Source organism: Pseudomonas nabeulensis, from assembly GCF_004682045.1.
GTDB lineage: Bacteria > Pseudomonadota > Gammaproteobacteria > Pseudomonadales > Pseudomonadaceae > Aquipseudomonas > Aquipseudomonas nabeulensis.
In genome coordinates this window covers 51,203-70,551 of sequence record NZ_QUZT01000012.1, presented here as the reverse complement: position 1 = coordinate 70,551, position 19,349 = coordinate 51,203, and the positions used below count along the sequence as shown (strand labels likewise).

20 protein-coding genes are annotated in these 19,349 nt (G+C 63.4%); 2 read left to right on the top strand and 18 right to left on the bottom strand.

The window, feature by feature from the left end; translation table 11 throughout:
- Positions 1-27 precede the first annotated feature (27 nt).
- Complete coding sequence (hemE, locus tag DYL61_RS09085) at positions 28-1,095, top strand: uroporphyrinogen decarboxylase (protein WP_135308055.1); 1,068 nt, start codon at positions 28-30, stop codon at positions 1,093-1,095.
- 58 nt (positions 1,096-1,153) lie between these two features.
- Here hemE and DYL61_RS09080 read toward each other — a convergent pair whose 3' ends face one another.
- A complete protein-coding gene (locus DYL61_RS09080; protein ID WP_135308054.1) occupies positions 1,154-2,428 on the bottom strand; it encodes an MFS transporter in 1,275 nt (424 codons plus the stop codon).
- 124 nt (positions 2,429-2,552) lie between these two features.
- Here DYL61_RS09080 and DYL61_RS09075 point away from each other — a divergent pair, with 124 nt between their 5' ends.
- On the top strand, positions 2,553-3,476 hold the full coding sequence (locus DYL61_RS09075) for a LysR family transcriptional regulator (protein WP_135308053.1): 924 nt from the start codon (positions 2,553-2,555) through the stop codon (positions 3,474-3,476).
- Between the two features lie 97 nt (positions 3,477-3,573).
- Here DYL61_RS09075 and DYL61_RS09070 read toward each other — a convergent pair whose 3' ends face one another.
- The 17 genes from DYL61_RS09070 to DYL61_RS08990 all read right to left on the bottom strand — a co-directional run bounded on the left by DYL61_RS09070 (position 3,574) and on the right by DYL61_RS08990 (position 19,345).
- Positions 3,574-4,017, bottom strand: a complete 444-nt coding sequence (locus tag DYL61_RS09070) for a hypothetical protein (RefSeq protein ID WP_135308052.1) — start codon at positions 4,015-4,017, stop codon at positions 3,574-3,576.
- A 26-nt stretch (positions 4,018-4,043) separates the two neighbouring features.
- Positions 4,044-5,270, bottom strand: coding sequence for a beta-ketoacyl-ACP synthase (locus DYL61_RS09065; RefSeq protein ID WP_135308051.1), 1,227 nt, complete (start codon positions 5,268-5,270; stop codon positions 4,044-4,046).
- Positions 5,270-5,998, bottom strand: a complete 729-nt coding sequence (gene fabG, locus DYL61_RS09060) for a 3-oxoacyl-ACP reductase FabG (RefSeq protein ID WP_135308050.1) — start codon at positions 5,996-5,998, stop codon at positions 5,270-5,272. The genes DYL61_RS09065 and fabG overlap by 1 nt, the downstream gene beginning before the upstream one ends.
- Positions 5,995-6,456 (bottom strand): hotdog family protein, encoded by a 462-nt coding sequence (locus DYL61_RS09055; RefSeq protein WP_135308049.1) that lies wholly within the window; start codon positions 6,454-6,456, stop codon positions 5,995-5,997. Before DYL61_RS09055 ends, fabG begins: the two co-directional genes overlap by 4 nt.
- A complete protein-coding gene (locus DYL61_RS09050) occupies positions 6,453-7,619 on the bottom strand; it encodes a beta-ketoacyl-[acyl-carrier-protein] synthase family protein (protein ID WP_135308048.1) in 1,167 nt (388 codons plus the stop codon). The genes DYL61_RS09055 and DYL61_RS09050 overlap by 4 nt, the downstream gene beginning before the upstream one ends.
- Positions 7,616-8,098, bottom strand: a complete 483-nt coding sequence (locus DYL61_RS09045) for a hypothetical protein (protein ID WP_135308047.1) — start codon at positions 8,096-8,098, stop codon at positions 7,616-7,618. Before DYL61_RS09045 ends, DYL61_RS09050 begins: the two co-directional genes overlap by 4 nt.
- Entirely contained in the window at positions 8,095-8,844 is a 750-nt protein-coding gene (locus tag DYL61_RS09040) for a class I SAM-dependent methyltransferase (RefSeq protein ID WP_135308046.1), read from the bottom strand. Before DYL61_RS09040 ends, DYL61_RS09045 begins: the two co-directional genes overlap by 4 nt.
- Positions 8,841-10,088, bottom strand: a complete 1,248-nt coding sequence (locus tag DYL61_RS09035; protein ID WP_135308045.1) for an NAD(P)/FAD-dependent oxidoreductase — start codon at positions 10,086-10,088, stop codon at positions 8,841-8,843. Before DYL61_RS09035 ends, DYL61_RS09040 begins: the two co-directional genes overlap by 4 nt.
- A gap of 33 nt (positions 10,089-10,121) precedes the next feature.
- Entirely contained in the window at positions 10,122-12,434 is a 2,313-nt protein-coding gene (locus DYL61_RS09030) for an MMPL family transporter (protein WP_193559434.1), read from the bottom strand.
- Positions 12,424-13,077: an outer membrane lipoprotein carrier protein LolA gene (locus tag DYL61_RS09025; RefSeq protein WP_135308085.1), complete on the bottom strand. Its 654-nt coding sequence runs from the start codon at positions 13,075-13,077 to the stop codon at positions 12,424-12,426. Before DYL61_RS09025 ends, DYL61_RS09030 begins: the two co-directional genes overlap by 11 nt.
- A 44-nt stretch (positions 13,078-13,121) precedes the next feature.
- Positions 13,122-13,547 carry an acyl-CoA thioesterase gene (locus tag DYL61_RS09020; RefSeq protein ID WP_135308043.1) on the bottom strand — a complete coding sequence of 142 codons (426 nt, stop codon included), beginning with the start codon at positions 13,545-13,547 and terminating at the stop codon, positions 13,122-13,124.
- Positions 13,540-15,081, bottom strand: a complete 1,542-nt coding sequence (locus DYL61_RS09015) for an HAL/PAL/TAL family ammonia-lyase (protein WP_135308042.1) — start codon at positions 15,079-15,081, stop codon at positions 13,540-13,542. The genes DYL61_RS09020 and DYL61_RS09015 overlap by 8 nt, the downstream gene beginning before the upstream one ends.
- Entirely contained in the window at positions 15,065-16,000 is a 936-nt protein-coding gene (locus DYL61_RS09010; protein WP_135308041.1) for an LpxL/LpxP family acyltransferase, read from the bottom strand. Before DYL61_RS09010 ends, DYL61_RS09015 begins: the two co-directional genes overlap by 17 nt.
- Entirely contained in the window at positions 15,997-16,731 is a 735-nt protein-coding gene (locus DYL61_RS09005; RefSeq protein ID WP_135308040.1) for a glycosyltransferase family 2 protein, read from the bottom strand. Before DYL61_RS09005 ends, DYL61_RS09010 begins: the two co-directional genes overlap by 4 nt.
- A 153-nt stretch (positions 16,732-16,884) precedes the next feature.
- Positions 16,885-18,552, bottom strand: a complete 1,668-nt coding sequence (locus DYL61_RS09000; RefSeq protein ID WP_135308039.1) for an acyl-CoA synthetase family protein — start codon at positions 18,550-18,552, stop codon at positions 16,885-16,887.
- On the bottom strand, positions 18,549-19,094 hold the full coding sequence (locus DYL61_RS08995) for a COG4648 family protein (protein WP_135308038.1): 546 nt from the start codon (positions 19,092-19,094) through the stop codon (positions 18,549-18,551). Before DYL61_RS08995 ends, DYL61_RS09000 begins: the two co-directional genes overlap by 4 nt.
- Positions 19,091-19,345, bottom strand: a complete 255-nt coding sequence (locus DYL61_RS08990) for an acyl carrier protein (RefSeq protein WP_003187949.1) — start codon at positions 19,343-19,345, stop codon at positions 19,091-19,093. Before DYL61_RS08990 ends, DYL61_RS08995 begins: the two co-directional genes overlap by 4 nt.
- Positions 19,346-19,349: the final 4 nt, after the last annotated feature.

The following is a 19,349-nucleotide window of genomic DNA, read 5'->3' as shown; positions in this document are numbered from 1 at the left end:
GCCCGCACTTTTTTTGCGGATGCCGACATGACTGCCCTCAAGAACGACCGTTTCCTTCGCGCCCTGCTCAAGCAACCCGTGGACGTCACCCCTGTGTGGATGATGCGCCAGGCCGGTCGCTACCTGCCGGAATACCGCGCCAGTCGCGCCAACGCCGGTGATTTCATGAGCCTGTGCATGAACCCGGAGTTCGCCTGCGAAGTCACCATGCAGCCGCTGGACCGTTATCCACAACTGGACGCGGCCATCCTCTTCTCCGACATCCTCACCATTCCCGACGCGATGGGCCAAGGCCTGTACTTCGAAACCGGCGAAGGCCCGCGTTTCAAGAAAGTCGTCAGCACCCTGGCCGATATCGAAGCCCTGCCGATCCCTGATCCCCACAAAGACCTGGGCTACGTGATGGACGCCGTCAGCACCATCCGCCGTGAGCTTAACGGCCGCGTGCCGCTGATCGGCTTCTCCGGCAGCCCGTGGACCCTGGCCACCTACATGGTCGAAGGCGGCTCGTCGAAAGACTTCCGCAAGACCAAGGCCATGCTCTACGACAACCCGCAAGCCATGCACCTGCTGTTGGACAAGCTGGCGCAGTCGGTCACCTCCTACCTCAACGGCCAGATCAAGGCGGGCGCGCAAGCGGTGCAGATCTTCGATACCTGGGGCGGCAACCTGTCTGCTGCGGCGTATCAGGAGTTCTCCCTGGCCTATATGCGCAAGATCGTCAGTGGCCTGATCCGCGAGCACGAAGGCCGCAAGGTGCCGGTGATCATGTTCACCAAGGGCGGCGGCCTGTGGCTGGAGAGCATTGCCGATGCTGGCGCCGATGCCCTGGGCCTGGATTGGACCTGCGACCTGGGCGAAGCCCGTCGGCGCGTGGGCAACCGCGTAGCCCTGCAAGGCAACATGGACCCGACCGTGCTGTACGCAAAACCGGAAGCGATCCGCGCCGAGGTCGGTCGCATCCTGGCCAGTTATGGCGAGGGCACCGGGCATGTGTTCAACCTCGGCCATGGCATCACGCCGGAAGTGAATCCGGAGCATGCGGGCGCGTTCCTGCAAGCGGTGCACGAACTGTCCGCGCAATACCACGACTAACACACAAAACCAATGTGGGAGGGGGCAAGCCCCCTCCCACATTAAAAGCCAGAAGTCCTCAGGCCTGTACTTTCCCCAACGGCGGCAACTTCGCCAACTTCAATGCCACCAGCAGCGCGCCAATCAACAGCGCCACGATAAACGCCCCGATCCCATTCCACCCGGCAAAGTGCCAGAAGAACCCGCCCGCCGTCCCCGCAATACTCGACCCCACGTAGTAGCAGAACAGGTACAGCGACGACGCCTGCCCCTTGGCCCTCACGGCGCGGCGGCCAATCCAGCTGCTGGCCACCGAGTGGGCGCCGAAGAAGCCGAAGGTGAAGATCAGCATGCCCGGTACCACCAGCCACAGCGGGGTGAACAGGGTCAGAGCCATGCCGGCGAGCATCAACACGATAGTGCCCCACAACACACGACGGCGGCCAAGGCGGTCGGCCAGGGAGCCGATTTTCGCCGAACTGTAGATACCCGAGAGGTACACCAGCGACAGCAGGCCCACCACGGCTTGGCTCAGGTCATACGGATCGGCCAGCAGGCGATAGCCGATGTAGTTGAACATCGTCACGAACGCGCCCATCAGCAGGAACGCTTCGAGGAACAACCATGGGAGGCCGGCGTCCTTGAAGTGCATGACAAAACCATTTAACAGGTTGCGTGGCTTGAGACTGCTGGCGCGAAAGTTCCGCGATTCGGGGAGGATCTTCCAGAACACTGTGGCGGCGATCAGCGCCAGGGCGCCGATGATCAGTGTGGCGGTGTGCCAACTGACGAAGTCGATCAGCACGCCCATGATCAAGCGTCCGCTCATGCCGCCAATCGCGTTGCCACCAATGTAGAGGCCCATGGCCAGGCCGATGTGTTGCGGGTGGATCTCTTCGCTGAGGTAGGTCATGGCCACGGCGGCCAGGCCACTCAGAGACAGGCCGACCAGCGCACGCATCAACAGGATGCCTTCCCAAGTCGGCATCAGGCCGCTGGCGATGGTCGCCAGCGCGGCGCAGAACAGCGCGGAGACCATCACCGGTTTACGCCCCAGCCGGTCGGAAATCGGTCCGGTGATCAACAGACCGAACGCCAGCATCGCCGTGGCCACCGACAGAATCAGGCTGCTCTGCGCTGCATTGATGGAAAACTCATGGGACAACGCCGGCATCATCGGCTGCACGCAATACAGCAAAGCAAAGGTGGCGAACCCACCGGAGAACAGTGCCAGCACGGTGCGCATGAACATCGGCGTGCCTTTTTCGATGTACTGCTCGTTAAGCTGGGCGACAACTTCATCCAGGGCAGTGGGCGGGACTTCTTGAGCGAGTGGAGCGACAGCAGCTTTCACGGGGACCTCGGGGAGGAAGGGCGTGCCGGGACCGGCATTGCAAAAAAGCATATAGCTGGCTAATGATTCTTTCCAATATATTGTTCGACCTGTTTGATAGCTTTAACGACCTAATGAGGCTGGCATGGAATTACGTCACTTGCGGTACTTCATTGCCGTCGCCGAAGAACTGCATTTTGGCAGGGCCGCGCAGGTGCTGGGCATCTCGCAGCCGCCGCTGAGCCAGCAGATTCAGGCACTGGAATTGGAGGTGGGCGCGCGGTTATTTGAGCGTACCAATCGTCGGGTCGAGCTGAGCGAGGCGGGTCGACTGTTCCTGCAAGAGGCGCGATTGGTGCTGGCGCAGGTCGACAAGGCGGCGGATGTGGCGCGCCGCGCGCAGTTGGGCGAGCTGGGGGAATTGAAAATCGGCTTCACCTCATCGGCACCGTTCAACTCCAGCATTCCCCAGGCGATCTTTGCGTTCCGCCAGGCGTTCCCGGCGGTGCATCTGAATCTTCAAGAGATGAGCAGCACGCAAGTCGCCGAGTCGTTGGTGGATGAGTCCATTCAGGTGGGATTGATGCGTCCGCTGCCGTTGCCGGATTCATTGAGCGTCGTCGAACTGATGCGCGAACCGCTGGTGGCCGTCTTGAATGCCGGCCATCCTTTGGTGACGGGCAGTGAGCGTGGCTTGCACCTGGCGCAGTTGGCCGAGGAACCGTTTGTGTTTTTCCCGCGTACCTATGGCAGTGGTCTGTATGCCCAGCTACTCAACCTGGCGCGGGATGCCGGGTTCAGCCCGCACTTTGCCCAGGAAGCCGGGGAGGCGATGACCATTATCGGCCTGGTGGCGGCAGGGTTGGGGGTGTCGGTATTGCCAGCGTCTTACCAGCGCATCCGCATTGACGGGGTGGTGTATCGCGCGCTGCTGGATCAGGAGGCGATGACGGCGGTGTGGCTGGTGCAGCGCAAGGGCGCGCAATCACCGATGGCGCAGGCGTTTGTGGAGTTGTTGGTGGCGAGGGAGCTTGCTCCCGCCGGGCTGCGCAGCAGCCCTAAAACCTGACACCGCGGTCTGCGGGAAGCATTGCGGTGATTGTGTTGGGGCTGCTGCGCACTCCAGCGGGAGCAAGCTCCCTCGCCACAGGGGGGCGGTCCCAGTGTTACTTGGTGGTGCCGGTTTGCTCAAACAACTGCGCCGCCGAACCCGCCTCATTCGTACCATTGCTGCGCAACGCGGCCATGATGTCGCGATCCAGCATGCTCACCCACCGGTTGTAGTTGCGATGGATCTTGCCGTCCTTGTAGCCCAGGTCGCGGCTGTCGCGGTAGGTGATGGCGTAGCTGTTACGGGTGTAGCGGATGTCGATGGCGGCGTAGTACTGGTTACGCACGGTGATTTCGGCCTGCACCAGTTGGGGGCTCAGGCGTTGTACCGTCCAGTCGCGTTTTTGCAGGGCGTTGACGATCAGCGTTTTCATTTTTTCTTCGCTGACCTGGGTGTCAGCCGTCAGGTCGTGCTGGGTGTTGAGGATCGGCTTGTTGGTGCAGCCGGCCGTGGTCAACAGGGCCAGGGTGATCAGGGTGGCGCGTAGCAAGGAAGACATTCCGTATTCTCCAATCGGTTAAAAAGTCAGGACCAGCGGCGAAAGATCAGCGACGTGTTCACGCCGCCAAAGGCGAAGTTGTTGTTCATCACGTAGTCGTTGTGCATCTCGCGGAACTCACCTTGCAGGTAATCCAGCTCACCGCATTGCGGGTCGACCGAATCCAGGTTGAAGGTGTGCACATACTGGTTGCGGTTCATCATCTCGATGCTGAACCACGACTCCAGCGCGCCACAGGCACCCAGGGTGTGGCCGAGGAAGCTCTTTTGCGAGCTGATGGGCATGCGGTTGCCGAACAGGCTGCTGGTGGCCAGGGTCTCGGCGATATCGCCCTGGTCGGTGGCGGTGCCGTGACCGTTGACATAGCCGATGGCATCCGGGGTCAGCCCGGCATCTTCCAGCGCCAGCTCCATGGCGCGGCGCATGGTTTTCTGCTCGGGCCGTGTGGTGTGCTGGCCGTCGGCATTACTACCGAAACCGACCAGTTCGGCGTGGATATGCGCACCGCGTGCCAGGGCATGTTCCAGCTCTTCCAGCACCAGCATGCCGCCGCCTTCACCGATCACCAGGCCGTCGCGTCCGCTGTCGTAAGGGCGCGGGCTGGTTTGTGGCGCATCGTTTTTCAGGCTGGTGGCGTACAGCGCGTCGAACACCATGGCTTCGGTGGGGCACAACTCCTCGGCACCGCCGGCCAGCATCAACGGCAGGCGTCCGAACTTGATCGCCTCGTAGGCATAGCCAATGCCTTGACTGCCGCTGGTGCAGGCGCTGGACGTGGGGATCAGCCGCCCGGTGAGGCCAAAGAAGATGCTGATATTCGCCGCCGTGGTGTGGGGCATCATGCGCACATAGGAGTTGGCATTCAGCCCCTCGGCCACCGAGTTCAGCAGCATGTTGCCGAACGCCTTGATCTCGTCGGTGCTGCCGGTGGACGAGCCACAGGCCACGCCCATGCGCCCGTCCTTGATCGACTCGTCGCCGAGCAAGCCCGCATCCTGCAACGCCTGCTCCGCCGCCCACACCGCCAGGCGCGAGACGCGGCCCATGCTGCGCAGCTGCTTGCGGGTCCAGTGGGCCGGCACGACAAAATCGTCAATCGGCCCGGCCAGGCGCGTGTTCAATTCGGAAAAACGGTCCCACTCGTCCATGCGGCGGATGCCGCTGCGGTTGGCGCGAAAGTTGGCCGAGATGGTGTCCCAGTCCCCGCCCAGTGAGGTCATGCCGGCCATGCCGGTGACAACGACGCGTTTCATCAGCACAAGCCTCCGTTGACGGCCAACACCTGGCGGGTGATATAGCCCGCTTCGGCGGACATCAGGAAATTCACCGCGCCGGCGACTTCTTCCGGGGTGCCCATGCGCTGCGCGGGGATCATCTTCATCAGCTCTTCCACCGGTACGTTCTCATCCAGCATCGCCGTGTCGATCAACCCCGGTGCGACGCAGTTGACGGTGATCTTGCGCTTGCCCAGCTCGATGGCCAACGCTTTGGCCGCGCCGATCAAACCGGCCTTCGAGGCGCTGTAGTTGACCTGGCCACGGTTGCCGATCAAGCCGGAGACCGAGGTGATACAGACGACACGGCCAGCGGCGCGACGACGAATCATCGGCATCATCACCGGGTGCAGCACGTTGTAGAAACCGTCGAGATTGGTGCGCATCACCACGTCCCAATCGTCTTCCGACAAGGCCGGGAAGGCGCCGTCGCGGGTCAGCCCGGCGTTGAGCACTACCCCGTAATAGGCGCCATGTTGCTCCACATCCGCTTCAAGGATTTCCTTGCACACGGCGCGATCCGCCACATCGAATTGCAGTACCCGCGCCTTGCGGCCCAGGGCTTCAATCTCGACTTGCACCGCATCGGCTTCGGCACGCCCGCTGCGGCAGTGCAGCACAATGTCATGCCCGGCCTGCGCCAGGCGCAGGGCAATGGCGCGGCCGATGCCACGGCTGGAGCCGGTGACCAGTACGGATTCAGTCATGGCGTTGCGTCCTTCGATTCATCTAAATAGTTGGCCGCCTGGGGCGGTCGAAATACGTTCAAGCGGGCGCTGGCCCGGATACCGCTGCCGGTGAGGTGGCATTCGAACACACCCATGCCGTTGTCGTCTTCCAGGGAGCGCAGGCCGTGGATGGTCAGCTCGGCGCCGGCCGGGAAGTGCTCCACGTTGCACTCATACTTGCGTGTGCCCAGCAGGAAACCCAGTTCCACCGCTTCGCCTTTCTGGCGCGCACGGCAACCGGCGTAGGCGGCGACGCTTTGCGCCATCAGCTCAATGCCGACCCAGGCCGGCAGGCTGCCGTCCGCACGGTTGAACAGGCCGCCGGGCGTGACGGTCACGCGGGTGTGAATCTGCTCTTCATCGAACGACAACACCTGATCGATCAGGATCATGTCGCCGGCATGGGGCAGCAGTTCAGCGAGTGGCCAATCGATCATGGGGCCTCTCCGATAATCAGGCTGACGTTGTTGCCGCCGAAGGCAAACGAGTTGCTCATCAGGCGGCGCTGTTTCAGGGTGTCGCCGGCACGGGCCCATTTCAGGGCGGGCAAGGCCGGGTCGGGTTGGCCGTCCCACACATGGGGTGGCACGCGGTTGTGAACCAGGCTCAACCAGCAGAACGCGGCTTCCAACGCACCGGCTGCGCCCAGGGTGTGGCCGCTCATGGGTTTGGTTGACGAACAGGCCACGCCGCGTGGGAACAGCTCGGCGACGGCCAGGCTCTCCATAGCGTCGTTGTGTTGGGTGGCGGTGCCGTGCAGGTTCAGGTAGCCGATTTGCTTGGGTTTCAATTTCGCGCTGGCCAAGGCTTTGCGCATGGATTGCAGTGCGCCTTTGCCGCTGGGTTCGGGGGCAGAAATATGATGCGCATCGCAACTGGCGCCGCTGCCCAGCAGGGCGATGGCCGCCGGTTGCCGAGTCATCAGGAACAGCACCGCCGCTTCGCCGATATTGATGCCGTTACGGTTCACCGAAAACGGGTTGCAGCGTTCGTTCGATACCGCTTCCAGTGAGGTAAACCCGTTCAGCGTCAGCTTGCACAAGCTGTCCACGCCGCCGCAGATCACTGCGTCGCACACCCCCAGGTCCAGCAAGCGCTGGGCGCTCATCAGCGCGCGGGCGCTGGAGGTGCAGGCGGTGGAAATGACATACGCCGGGCCGCTCAGTTGCAGCCAGTCGGCGAGAAAATTCGCCGGAGCGCTGAGCTCTTGCTGCTGATAGTCGTAGTCCCCGGGGAATTGCTTTTCCCGTAGGTAATGGGCAATGCCACGGCTGGCTTCGTCGATGCCCGAGGTGCTGGTGCCCAGCACAATGCCGACCCGCGCCGCCCCGTAAATCTGGATCGCCCGGCGAAGCTCGCCCTCGATCTGCAACGCCGCCTCCAGCAACAACTGGTTATTGCGACTGCTTTGCTGACCGAGTTCCGGCGGGATACTCGCCAACTCGCCCTGTACGCTGCCCACCGGCAATACACGCTCCGGCACCCAGCCGCTTTCGGCACGCATGCCCGAGCAGTCACCGGCAAACAGATTGCGGCGCACTTCATCCTCGCCACGGCCAAGAGCGCAGATCACGCCGAGGGCATTGAGGTAGGCGGTCATTGGGCGGCCCCCAGCGGTGTGATGCGATAGCTCAGTGGTTGCCCGCTGATGTTCACACTGAACACTTCGGAAGACTGATACACGATCTGCCAATGGCCGGGCAGCGTACGCGTCAGGTCCCTGGCCTGGGCGGTGGGATAGTAGACGCGTAAATGATCCGCCGACGTCAGGGCAAACAGCAGCGCTGCAAACAGCTCACGGGCCTGGGGATTGGGCGGCAGCAAGCCATCGGCCTGCCACTGCCCGTCAATCAACTTTTGCCGGGCCTGGGGGATGCCCAACGGGTCCATCATCGACCAGCGGATACCGCCGCCTTCGCGCTGGATCACCAGCAACCAATCCTGGCTCTGGCCATCGGCCAGGCGCTGTACATGCAATTGCATCGGCAGCGCCAGGGTGGGGGTTTTCTCGGGCAGCGGGGGCTGGCTGGCGCAGGCGCTCAGCAGCAACAGGCAGCCGATCAGCAACACGCGCATCATGGGGCGACGCTCGCCAAGGGTTTGCGCGCGACGCAGTTGACCAGGGTTTCTTCACGCTGGCCCACCGGCGGCGCCTTGCGCAGGCCCCAGCGCTCCAGCAGGCCGAAATCACTGGAGCGGCTCCACCACAGATACGGGTACGAAACGTTCTGCGCGCCAAATTCAAAGCCCTGCTCGCGGAGCATCTCCAGGTATTCGTCGGCGCTTTTTTGCACGTGCATGGGGTGGCGGAACAGCCAACGGATCACCCAGGTGTCAATGTAGGCTTCGGTGGACTCGGCAAACAGTAGATAACCACCGGGCTTGAGCACGCGGTAGAACTCTTTGAGCGCGCGGTGCTGTTCGACCAAGTGGTGGAAGGTCTGGTGGCAGAACAGGATATCGACGCTTTCATCCGGCACTTGCAGAGTGGCGCAGTCGCTGCCGATCAACTCCACGGCCATGCCCTGGCGCGCTGCTTCGGCCCTACTCAACTCCAGGCTGTGGGGGTCGGCATCCAGGCCGATCAGGCGCGATGGAGCAAATACCTGTTGCAACAGCTTGAAGGACTTGCCCTGGCCGCAACCGGCGTCCAGCAATACCGGCGCCTCAGGCAACGGGCCAGTGAACAAGCTGCGCAGATCGTTGATCGCCACGCGCAACACATGGTGCTGCCAGGTGTGGCTGCGTAGGAACCAGAAGCCGAACCTGGTTTCTTCGACGTAGTTTTTGCTCAAGTAGTTTTTTTCAAGAGAAGGGCTGCTCATACCGGCTCACCCGCACAAATTTCCGACAGCATCCGTAACCGCCGCTTGGGTTCGCTGACAAACGGGTTGCGCTCATCCCACGCGTAGCCGGCGAGGATCGAGCAGATCATGCGGCGGATCTCCGGCGAACTGTCAGGGTGATAAATCACATCCTGGAAGGTGCCGGCGTACCAGCCTTCGACGTAGCAGCGGAAGGTGTCGACACCGCGTTTGAGCGGCTCGGCAAACTCGGTTTGCCAGTCCACCGTTTCGCCGCTGAATTGGCGATGCAAGAGCGCCGCGGCCATGCTCGCCGAGCGCATGGCGATGGTCACACCGGAAGAGAACACCGGGTCGAGGAACTCCGCCGCATTGCCCAACAGCGCAAAGCCCGGCCCGTGCAGGGATTTGACGTTGGCTGCGTAACCGCCGATGGTGCGTGCCGGGGTGTCCCACACGGCGTTTTGCAGCACGCCGGAGAGGCTTGGGGTTTCATCGATAAAGCCGCGCAGGCAGGCATCGAGGTCGCTGTCGCGACCGTCAAAATGTTCCTTGGCCGCGACCACGCCCACCGAGCAACGCCCGTTGCTGAACGGGATGGTCCAGAACCAGATATCGCGCTGCGTCGGATGGGTGGTGATGAGGATCTTGGTGCGGTCGAAACCGGGATGTTCGATACGGTCTTCGATGTGGGTGAACACCGCCTGGCGTACCGGGAAATCCGACGGCAAGTCGAGGTCCAGCAGGCGCGGCAGCACACGGCCGTAGCCGCTGGCGTCGAGCACGAACCTGGCCTTGAGGTGGTACTCGCTGCCGTTCTCGCGGCGTACGTGCAGGTAGCGGCACTCGCCTTTGAAATCCACGCCGACGATGGTTTCGCCGTAGCGAATCTCCACGCCTTGCAGCGCAGCCTGGTCGGCCAGCAACTTGTCGAACTCGCCACGCTGCACCTGGAACGTGGTGGGCTTGCCGTTGCTGAAGGTATCGCCGAAATCAAACGCGCTGTAGCGCTCGCCCCAGGCGAACGCCGCACCGGTTTTCAGTTGGAACCCGGCGGCCTGCACGGCGTCGAGCATGCCGGCTTCTTCGATAAAGTCGATGCAGTGGGACAACAGGCTTTCGCCAATCGAGAAGCGCGGGAAATGCTGGCGCTCGATGATCAATACATCATGCCCTTTGCGCTTTAGCAGCGCGGCGGCGATGGCCCCGGACGGGCCGGCACCGATCACCACCACCTGGCGACGTTCCATTTCAACTGTGGGCACGAGGGCTCCTTGCCGCTTTGGCGATAATCATAGTCATAAGGCGTGTTTCTGTTGGCCAGCCCAGGGCGCCAGCATAAAGCTGAATGCCAGGCCCAGGCTGACCGACAGGCCGAAATTACTCACAGCCGGTGTACTCGACACGGCCAGCAAGCCGAACGACAACCAGGTCGTCAGCGCCGCCAGCAATGTACCCAGAAGACTGACCGCAGGGCCGCCGATCTGCTCACGCATCAGGATCGCGTAGTCGACGCTGATGGCCGTGACCAGCAGCAACCCGAACAAGCTGAACAACGTCAGTGGCTGACCCAGCCAACCGAGGCTGGCCAAGCTGCACAGCGCCGCCAGCAGCGGCAGCGCGACGATGCGCAACGCGCCGCCGAAGCCGAACGGCAGGATCAGCAACAGCACGATCAACACACACGACATCAACTTCAATTCAGCGGCGCTGATTTGTGTGTCGGCGAACACCCGGTTCAAGTCACCCAGGCGGTCTACCAGCTGCACGCCTGGCAAATCCAGGGCCTGCACGCGCAAGAGCGCCGGGTTGTTCAAGCCTTGCAGGCTGACCATCGCGGCCACGCCGCCCTCTACTTGGCCAAGCCACAACGTGCGCCAAGGCTCGGCCAGCGGGCCTTTCAGCGCAGCGTCGATGTCTTGGGTGGGCAGCGCTTGCAGTTGCGCCACTTCCGCTTGCAAAGCGCTGGCGGGTACGCCGAGGTCCAGCAGCGGTTGCCAATGTTGCGGGAGGTTGTTCAGGGCATCACGCACCTGCTGTTGCTCGGCGGGCAGGCTGACCAGTTGGTTGAGGGCCAGGTAACCCTGGAGCTTGTCCATGTTCACCAACTGGTCCAGGCGTTGGCCCAGGGCGCTCTCACGCTCCAGCAACTGCTGTTGGTTTTCGGCGCGCACCAGGAAGAACTGGCTGGTGGGCTGGAACCCGGTAATCCGTGCTACGGCCTGGGCTTCTTGCAGCAACTGCGGCGGGGCGCCGATCCACTGGCGAATGTCGTTCTTGCTGTTCAAGTGCCACAGGCCACCCGCGCAAAACAGCAGCACCAACACCAGCAGCGCCGGGCTTGGCACGCGCGTGAGCAAGGCCGTACGTACCTGCCACAAACCTTCGGCGATGCGCAGCGGCCATTGCGCCGGGCGCAACTCGACGCCCTTGAGCAGCGCCGGTAGCAGGCAAACGGCCGACAGATAAGCACCGATCAAACCAGCAGCAGAGAACACGGCGATCTGGGTCAGCGCCGGGAACGGTGTCCAGGCCAGCGCGAGGTAGCCGATGCAACTGGTGGCCAGGCTCAGGCTCAATCCCGGCAAGGTGATACGCAGCGCCGGCCAGCTGCGCCAGGGCTGCATGCTCCAGCTTTTCGACAGATAGTGCAGCGGGTAATCCACCGCCACGCCGATCAGGCTGGAACCCAGTACCAGGGTCATCACATGCATATGGCCGAACAGCGCCACACAGGCCACCGCGCCAAACAGCATGCCCACCAGCACCGGCACGAACGCCAGCAATACGCGCCAACGGCGGAAGGCGAGCAGCAGCAACAACAGGATGCCGACGGTGGCGCCGCCACCCACCCAAGTGATTTCCCGCGTGGCTTGCTGCTGGCCATTGGCGGCGTAGAGCAGACCGCTGGCGGCGAGCAATTGCGCGTCTTGCTGGGCGGCTTGTGCGCGGCTGGCCTGGAGCAGGTCCGCCACTTGCAACGGCAGTTTCATATCGAAAGCATTGCCGGTGGTGCGCGCCCGCAACAGCACCCAGCTTTTGCCGTCGGCATCGGCGATCAGCGCGCCGCTGCCGATATCCAGTTGCACCGAGCCGCGTTGTGGCTGGCTGTTCTGGATGCGTCCGGTCAGGCCCAGCCAGTCGTCCTGGCTCGGTACTAGGCTGAACCCGGTGAAGGGGTCGAACAGGGCTTGCACGCGCTGTTGGATAAACGCGTCGGGTTGCTCGACCAGTTGCTGGCGATCCTTGGCCGAGAGCATCGCCAGGCGGCCGTTCAGCAGTTGTTCGCGCAAGGCCGGCAGGTCGGCTTGCAGGTTCCACTGTACCTTTTCAAACAGGCCGCTGGCCTGCCAGCGCTCGCCCAACTGTTGCGCCATCGCCACTGCTTGCTGGCGGTCGGCATGCCCCACCAGTACCAGCATTTCGCGGTTGAGCGGTTCCTGCATGCGTTGTTCCGCTTGCAGTTCCAGGGCGTCGGGTGTGTTGCCCGGCACCAGTTCCATCAAGTTGGCCGACAACGGCGCACCGTGGCGCCACTGCCAGCCGGCCAGGGCCAGCACGGCCACCAGCAGGATCAGGAACAGGCGCGGCAGCAGGCGCTCACTGGGCAAAGTCATGTTGCTCGGCTTCGCTCAAGGGCAGGTCGGCGTGGCTGTCCTGCATGCGCAATACGGTGCTGTCACCCTGGGTTTCCAGCAGCTCGATTTTTTGTACTAGGTCGCCGCCGTCGATATTGATCTGGGTGAAGACCTGCTTGAGCAACAGTGAACGTGGAATCAGGGTCAGCTTCCACTGCTTGGCTTCACCTTGCAGTTGCAGTTCGAAGTCACGTTGCAGGCCGCTACTGTCACCCTGGAGCACGGCAAGGAACAGGCGATTCTGCTCGGCGCCGGCGCTCTTGTTCGGCAGCAACTGCCAGCCGTTGGCATCACGACGGGCAATGCCTTGGGCGCTGATGCGGTAGTCCTGTTGCAGTGGGGTCTTGAGCAACCACAGCAGGCCGTGGTCCTTGGCCAGCACGAAGGTGCCTTTGCTCACCAAGGGCTGGGGCAGGGCACGCAGGTGTTTTTCCTGGATGAAGCTGCCGTGGATGACGGAGGGTTTGGCCAACTGATCGCTCAATTGCTGCAAGTCGAAAGCGTGAGCACTGAAACTCAGCAACAACCCGATCAAAAATGTGGGAGCGGGCTTGCCCGCGATGAGCCTGAGGACGCTGCGGAGTATCAGGCGAATCGCGTTATCGTTGACGACCATCGGGGGCAAGTCGAATCGTCGCACCGCCCCTCCCACAGGGGTTCTCATTTCAAGGCTCTCTCTACGGCGTCTGTGAATACTTTGGGGGAGGCCAGCTGCATCTCACGGCTGGCGATTTCCACTGCCACCTGAACCGTGCTGGCGCGGGTCAAACGCTCGCCGCTGGCCACGTCGGTAATCAGGTAATTGACCTTCAAGCGGTTCTCCCACTCCACCAGGCTGGCGCGCACGTTGATGGTCTGGCCGAACACCGCGCCGCGCACATAGCGCAGTTGCAGGTCGATCACTGGCCACGCGTAACCCGCTTCAAGCATGGCTGTGTAGTTGTGGCCGATCTTGTCCAGCAACGCACAGCGCGCCACTTCCAGGTACTTCACGTAATGTCCGTGCCACACGACGTTCATGGTGTCGACGTCAAAAAACGGCACGAGGATTTGGGTGTCGCAATGCAGTACGCCGGGGCTACGCATGCAGCCTCCAGTGTTGCTCGGCGATGCGTTGCAGGCACAGGCGCAACTCGCCTTCCAGGGCGCGGTCTTCTATGACCGGCGGGAAGTCGTTGGCCAGTTGTTCATGCATCGCGGCCAATGCGGGCGGCAGTGGACGCGCATCCTCGGCCTGGGCGCGCAGCCATACACCCTGGTTGGCAGCGAGCAGGGTGGCGGCGGCGACCTGTTCGGTCAGCTCCAGCACGCGGATCGCATCGCGGGCGGCGATGGTGCCCATGCTGACTTTGTCCTGGTTATGGCATTCGGTGGAGCGCGAGAACACGCTGGCCGGCATGGTGTTTTTCAGTGCTTCGGCGGTCCAGGCGCTGGTGCCGATCTGCACGGCCTTGAAGCCGTGGTTGATCATGGCGCGATCCGCTGGCGCGCCGGACAGGTTGCTGGGCAGGCCGTGGTTGTAGCGCACGTCTACCAATAGCGCGAGCTGGCGGTCGAGCAGGTCGGCGACGTTGGCCACCAGGGTCTTGAGGCTGTCCATGGCGAACGCGATATGGCCGCCGTAGAAGTGGCCGCCGTGCAACACGCGCTCTTCTTCGGCATCGATGATCGGGTTGTCGTTGGCGCTGTTCAGTTCGGTCTCGATGAACCCGCGCAGCCAGCCGAGGCTGTCGGCCAACACACCGAGGACGTGGGGCGCGCAGCGCAGCGAATAGCGGTCCTGCAAGCGATGCAGCGGCGCGGTCGGCGCGTCAATCGCCAAGTCCTTGCGCAGCCACGCCGCCACTTGCATCTGCCCCGGATGCGGCTTGGCGGCGAACAGACGCTCGTCGAAGTGTTCCGGGTTGCCTTGCAGCGCCACCACGTTCAGCGCGGTGATGCGCGTGGCCAGTTGCAGCAGGTAATCGGCGCGGGCGAAGGCCAGGCAGGCCAGGCCGGTCATTACGGCGGTGCCGTTCATCAGCGCCAGGGCTTCCTTCGGGCGCAGGACCAGCGGGTCCCAGCCCAGCTCGCGGTGCACGTCAGCGGCTTGGCGGCGTTCGCCACGGAACATCACTTCGCGCTCGCCGGACAAGGTCGCGGCCACGTAGGACAGTGGGGTCAAATCACCGCTGGCGCCTACCGAGCCTTCTTCCGGGATCAGCGGCAGCACGTCGTGTTCAAGGAACGCGTGCAGGCGTTCCAGCAGCTCCACGCGCACGCCGGAGACGCCGTGGCACAGCGACTGCAAGCGCGCGGCCAACACCGCACGGGTGGCTTGGGCATCCAGCAACTTGCCCAGCCCGCAACCATGGAAGGTGTACAGATGACGGGGCAGCGCCTCGACGTGTTGCAGCGGCACCGCCACCACGCATGAGTCGCCGTAGCCGGTGGTCACGCCGTAGATGACGCCTTCCTTGTCCAGCAGCGAGTCGAGGAACTGCGCGCCCTTGGCGATACGCTGGCGATAGGCGGTGTCGCCCTGCAAGTGGGTCGGCGCCTGACGGTTGGCCAGGGCCAGTACGTCCTCAATGCGCAGAGCGCGTTCGCCAAAGGTTACCGGCTCAAGATGCGTCGTCATCGGTCTTCCAGAAAGGGTAAAAGTTGAACCATTGTTGGGGCGCTTCCAGGCAGAACTGGCCCAGGCGTGCGGCGTAGCGCGCGGTCCACAGGGCTATGACCTGCTCGCGGGTATTACGTTTCCACTCGATCCGCTCGGCGAACGGCTCGATGGTCAGGCGGTAGCGGTTGTTGTGCTTGAGGCACATCAGCAGGTTCACCGGGCACTTGAGCAAACCGGCCAGCAGCCACGGGCCCTGGGGGAATGCGGCGTCGTGGCCGAGGAAGTCCACCCGCACCGTGCGCCCGCCGTGCAGCGGTACGCGGTCGCCGGCAATGGCCAGCCACTCGCCGTCGTCCAAGCGCTGGCTGAGCAGCAGCATGGTGGCCGGGTCCAGTTCGCTGACCTGGATCAGGCGCAAATGGGTCGCGCCGGCTTCGCCCAGCAGGCGGTTGAATTGTTCGGCGTGCTTGGTGTGCACCAGCACGTTCATGGTCACCTGTTCGCCGATTTCGGCGAGGGCGCGGCACACTTCCAGGTTGCCCAGGTGCGCACCCACCAGCATCTGCCCGCGTTCGCCCCGCAACTGCCCGCGCAATTGGGCTGGGTCGTTGATCTCGATCTGTTCCAGGCGCAGCTTGCCATTCCACACATCGAGCTTGTCGAGCAGGGAGTCGGCGAAGGCCATGAACTGGCCGAAGACCCGGCGGTGGGTGGGGCGCAGGTCATCCCGTCCGCTCCAGTCGGCCAGGCGTTGCTGGTACTGCCAGGCGCTCTGGCGCGCCGTGCGGCCAAACAGGAAGAAGTACAAGACGATGCCATACAGCACCGGACTCAACAGGCGTCGGCCGAGGACTTTGGCGGCAAACGCCGTCAGTTTCATCAGCCAATAGCTGCCGCGCTCCTCGCGGTCGGCCCAGTGCTTGGTGCTGTCGCTCATGCTTGCCACCGTCGCCACAGGATCATCGGCGCACGCACCAGCATGCCGAAGAACAGCCGGGTGTGCATGGCCGAGATACGTACGTTGTCGCGGAACAAACGGAAGTGCGACAGGCCATCGGCGGGGTAATGCACACGGGTTGGCAGCCAGCGCATCGGCTGGTTGCGCCAGGCCAGGCGCACGAGGATGTCGGAGTCGAAATCCATGCGCGTGCCGATATACGCCGAGTCCATCAGCGCCAGTACGGGGGCCAATGGGTACACGCGAAAGCCGCACATCGAGTCGCGGATTTGCAGCGACAGGGTGTTGATCCACACCCACACGTGGGTCAGGTAGCGTGCGTACAGGCGGCCCTTGGGCACGCTGTCGTCGTATTCGGGATAGCCGCAGATGACCGCGTTGGGGTGGGTGCGGGAGGCGTCGAGGAAAAGGGTGACGTCGCGCAGGTCGTGCTGGCCGTCGGCGTCCACTTGCAGGGCGTGGGTAAAGCCCAGGCGTGCGGCCTCGCGAAAGCCGGCCATCACGGCGCCGCCCTTGCCCTGGTTGGTGGGCAGGGTGAACAGGGTGACGTTGTCTAGCGTGGCCAGTTGTGCCAACACCGCTGCGCAGGCCGGGCTGCTGCCGTCGTCGACCAGCAGGCACGGCAGGTCGCTGCTGAGCAGGCTCTGGACCACGGCGGGCACGGCCGCTTCGTGGTTGTAGACCGGGATCAGGGCGCAGGGCTTATGCATGGTGTTGACCTTTGTGGCGAGGGAGCTTGCTCCCGCTGGAGTGCGCAGCGCTCCCAACCCAGGCACCGAGATTTTCCAGGGTTATTTGGGTTACCTGTATTGGGGCTGCTTTGCAGCCCAGCGGGAGCAAGCTCCCTCGCCACAGACGCGGGTTCACTGGCTGGTCTCCAACAGGATGCGACCGCTGGAGCAGGCCGCAACGCCGTTGCGATAAGCGAAGTACAGCTTGCTGCGCTCCTGGTCAAAACGCAGGTGCAATTCGATCCGGTCGCCCGGTCTTACCAACTGCTGGAACTTGAGCACTTCCATCCCGGCAAACGTCGCCGGCAGGTCGAGCAGTTGCTGGCCCAGATTGAACGCCCATTCCACCTGCACCACCCCCGGCAGCACCGGCGTGACCGGGAAGTGGCCGCTGAAATACGCCAAGTCAGGCGGGATGCTCAGTTGCAGGGTCCACTCGCCGTCGGCTTCGACTTGCTCCAGGACTTCCGGGGCTTTTGGCCGTGGCGCCAACAGCAGTGCCTCGACGTGTGCCTGGGGCAGCTTGCCTTGGCTGGTCAGCGGCAATTGCCGCAGCAAACGCCAGCGACGGGGCAGGGCGAGCGCTTCGCAATGTTGGCTCAGGTGCTGGCGCAAGGTTTGGGTCAGCGTGCGCCGGCCCTGATTGCGCAGGGCATGCAGGCCCTCGGCGCTCAGTACCACCAGAGCGCCGAGGGAGGCGCGGTTTTCTTGCACCACGCCCAGGCGTGTCTCGGCGACCCACGGGTGAGCCATCAGTGCCTGTTCCAGCATGGGCAGGGAGATGCGTTTTTCTTCCAGCTTGACGATGCGGTCCAGGCGACCCAGCAGTTCGAAGCGGCCATCGGCATGGATACGTGCAGCGTCGGCGGTCTGTTCGATATGCCCGGCGGGCAGATAAGGCGAGGCGATGCGCAGCGCGCCATCGGCGTCCTGGCTTAGCTCCACATCGGCGAACGGCTGCCACGGCTGCGCACCCTGGCGCCAGGCGATGCCGCCGGTTTCCGAGCTGCCGAGGATTTCCGTGGGCCATTGTTGCAGGCGGTCGTACAGGTCGCCGGCGGCCTCTACCGGCAGCGCGCCACCGGAAGAAAACACCCGCGACACTTGGCTCAGCGCCGGCCAGTCAAGGTTGTCGCCCATGCGTTTGAGCAGCGCCGGGCTGGCCACCCAGGCGAACTGCGTGTGCTCACGGCTGGCGCGTTGCAAGTCTTCGGGGAAGGCCAGCTGTTTGCGCACGAAGGTACGCCCGGCGCACAGCGGCCACAGCACGCGGAACAGCAAACCGTAGATATGCTGGGTAGCGACGCTGCCGATGATGCAGGCCTCTTTGAGCTCTGCGCCCCACAAGGCTTCCAGCGCCTCTACCTCATTGGCCAATTGGCGCAGGGTCTTGTCGATGCGTTTGGGTTCGCCGCTGGAGCCGGAGGTGCACAGGCTTAGCTGGCACGTATCCAAATCGAGGGGGGCAGGGCTCAACGGCGTTTGATACAGCGTGTCGAGGTCCGCAGCTTCTGTCAGCCAGGCATCAACCGCCTCATCCCAACGGTGGCGGGTTTGCGGTTGCAGGTCGGCGGGCAGCAGTACGTCGACCCCGGCCCGCCAGGCGCCCAGCAGGGCAATCGCCAGCAGGCCGGCGTCTTCCAGGTACACCGCCAGGCGCTGGATGCCACGCGCCTGCAAGCCCGCCGCGAGGCTCAGGGATTGCTCCCACAGCTGTGCATGATTCATCGCAGGTTCGTAAGTGACCCCACGCTGTTCCAACGGCTCAAGCAGCAAGTGCTCAAGTTTCAACCCTTTCATACGCGGCCTCGAACCCTTTGTCGTACCAGCCATTCCACGGCAAACAACAGCCCCATCAGCCCGTAGGCGATCAGGCCGTTGTACAACGTCCACCAACTCAGCGGCGCCCACAGGGTGAGGGCGGCGGCAAGCAGGCCATTACACAGAAAAAACACACTCCACACCACGGTGACCCGGCGGGTATACACAACGGCGTGGGGCGGCAGCACCGGGTCGGTCATGCGTGCCAGGCGCTCCACCATCGGCGGGCCGTATTTGAGGCTCAAGCCGAACAGCGCCAACATGAACGCACTGACCAGGCTCGGGTACCAGCGCAGCAGGTGCGGGTTGTCGAACCAGGCCAACAGCAGGCAGAACACAATCACCGCCACCGCCATCCAGCGGCTGCCGGGACGACGCGCGCCGGTGAGTGCGCGCAACAGCCACAGGCTGCCCAGCAACAGACCGAATTGCCACGGTGCAAAGTGCTCGGTGCCGTAATACACCGCAAAGGGGTACAGCAGCCCCGCCAACAACAGGCCAAGGCCGATCAGCCGGCTCATGCGGCCGGTTGCACCAGGCGGTACACCGCCTCAACCACGTCGTTCACAGTACGCACGGCCTTGAATTCCTCGGCAGCGATTTTCTTGCCGGTCTGGCGCTTGATATGGTCGATCAAGTCGACGGCGTCGATGCTGTCGATTTCCAGGTCCTGATACAGGTTGGCGTCGAGGGTGACGCGCTCCGGCGGCAGTTCAAACAGTTCCACCAAGGCATCGCGCAGGGTGTTGAAAATATCGTCACGAGTTTGCATGGTC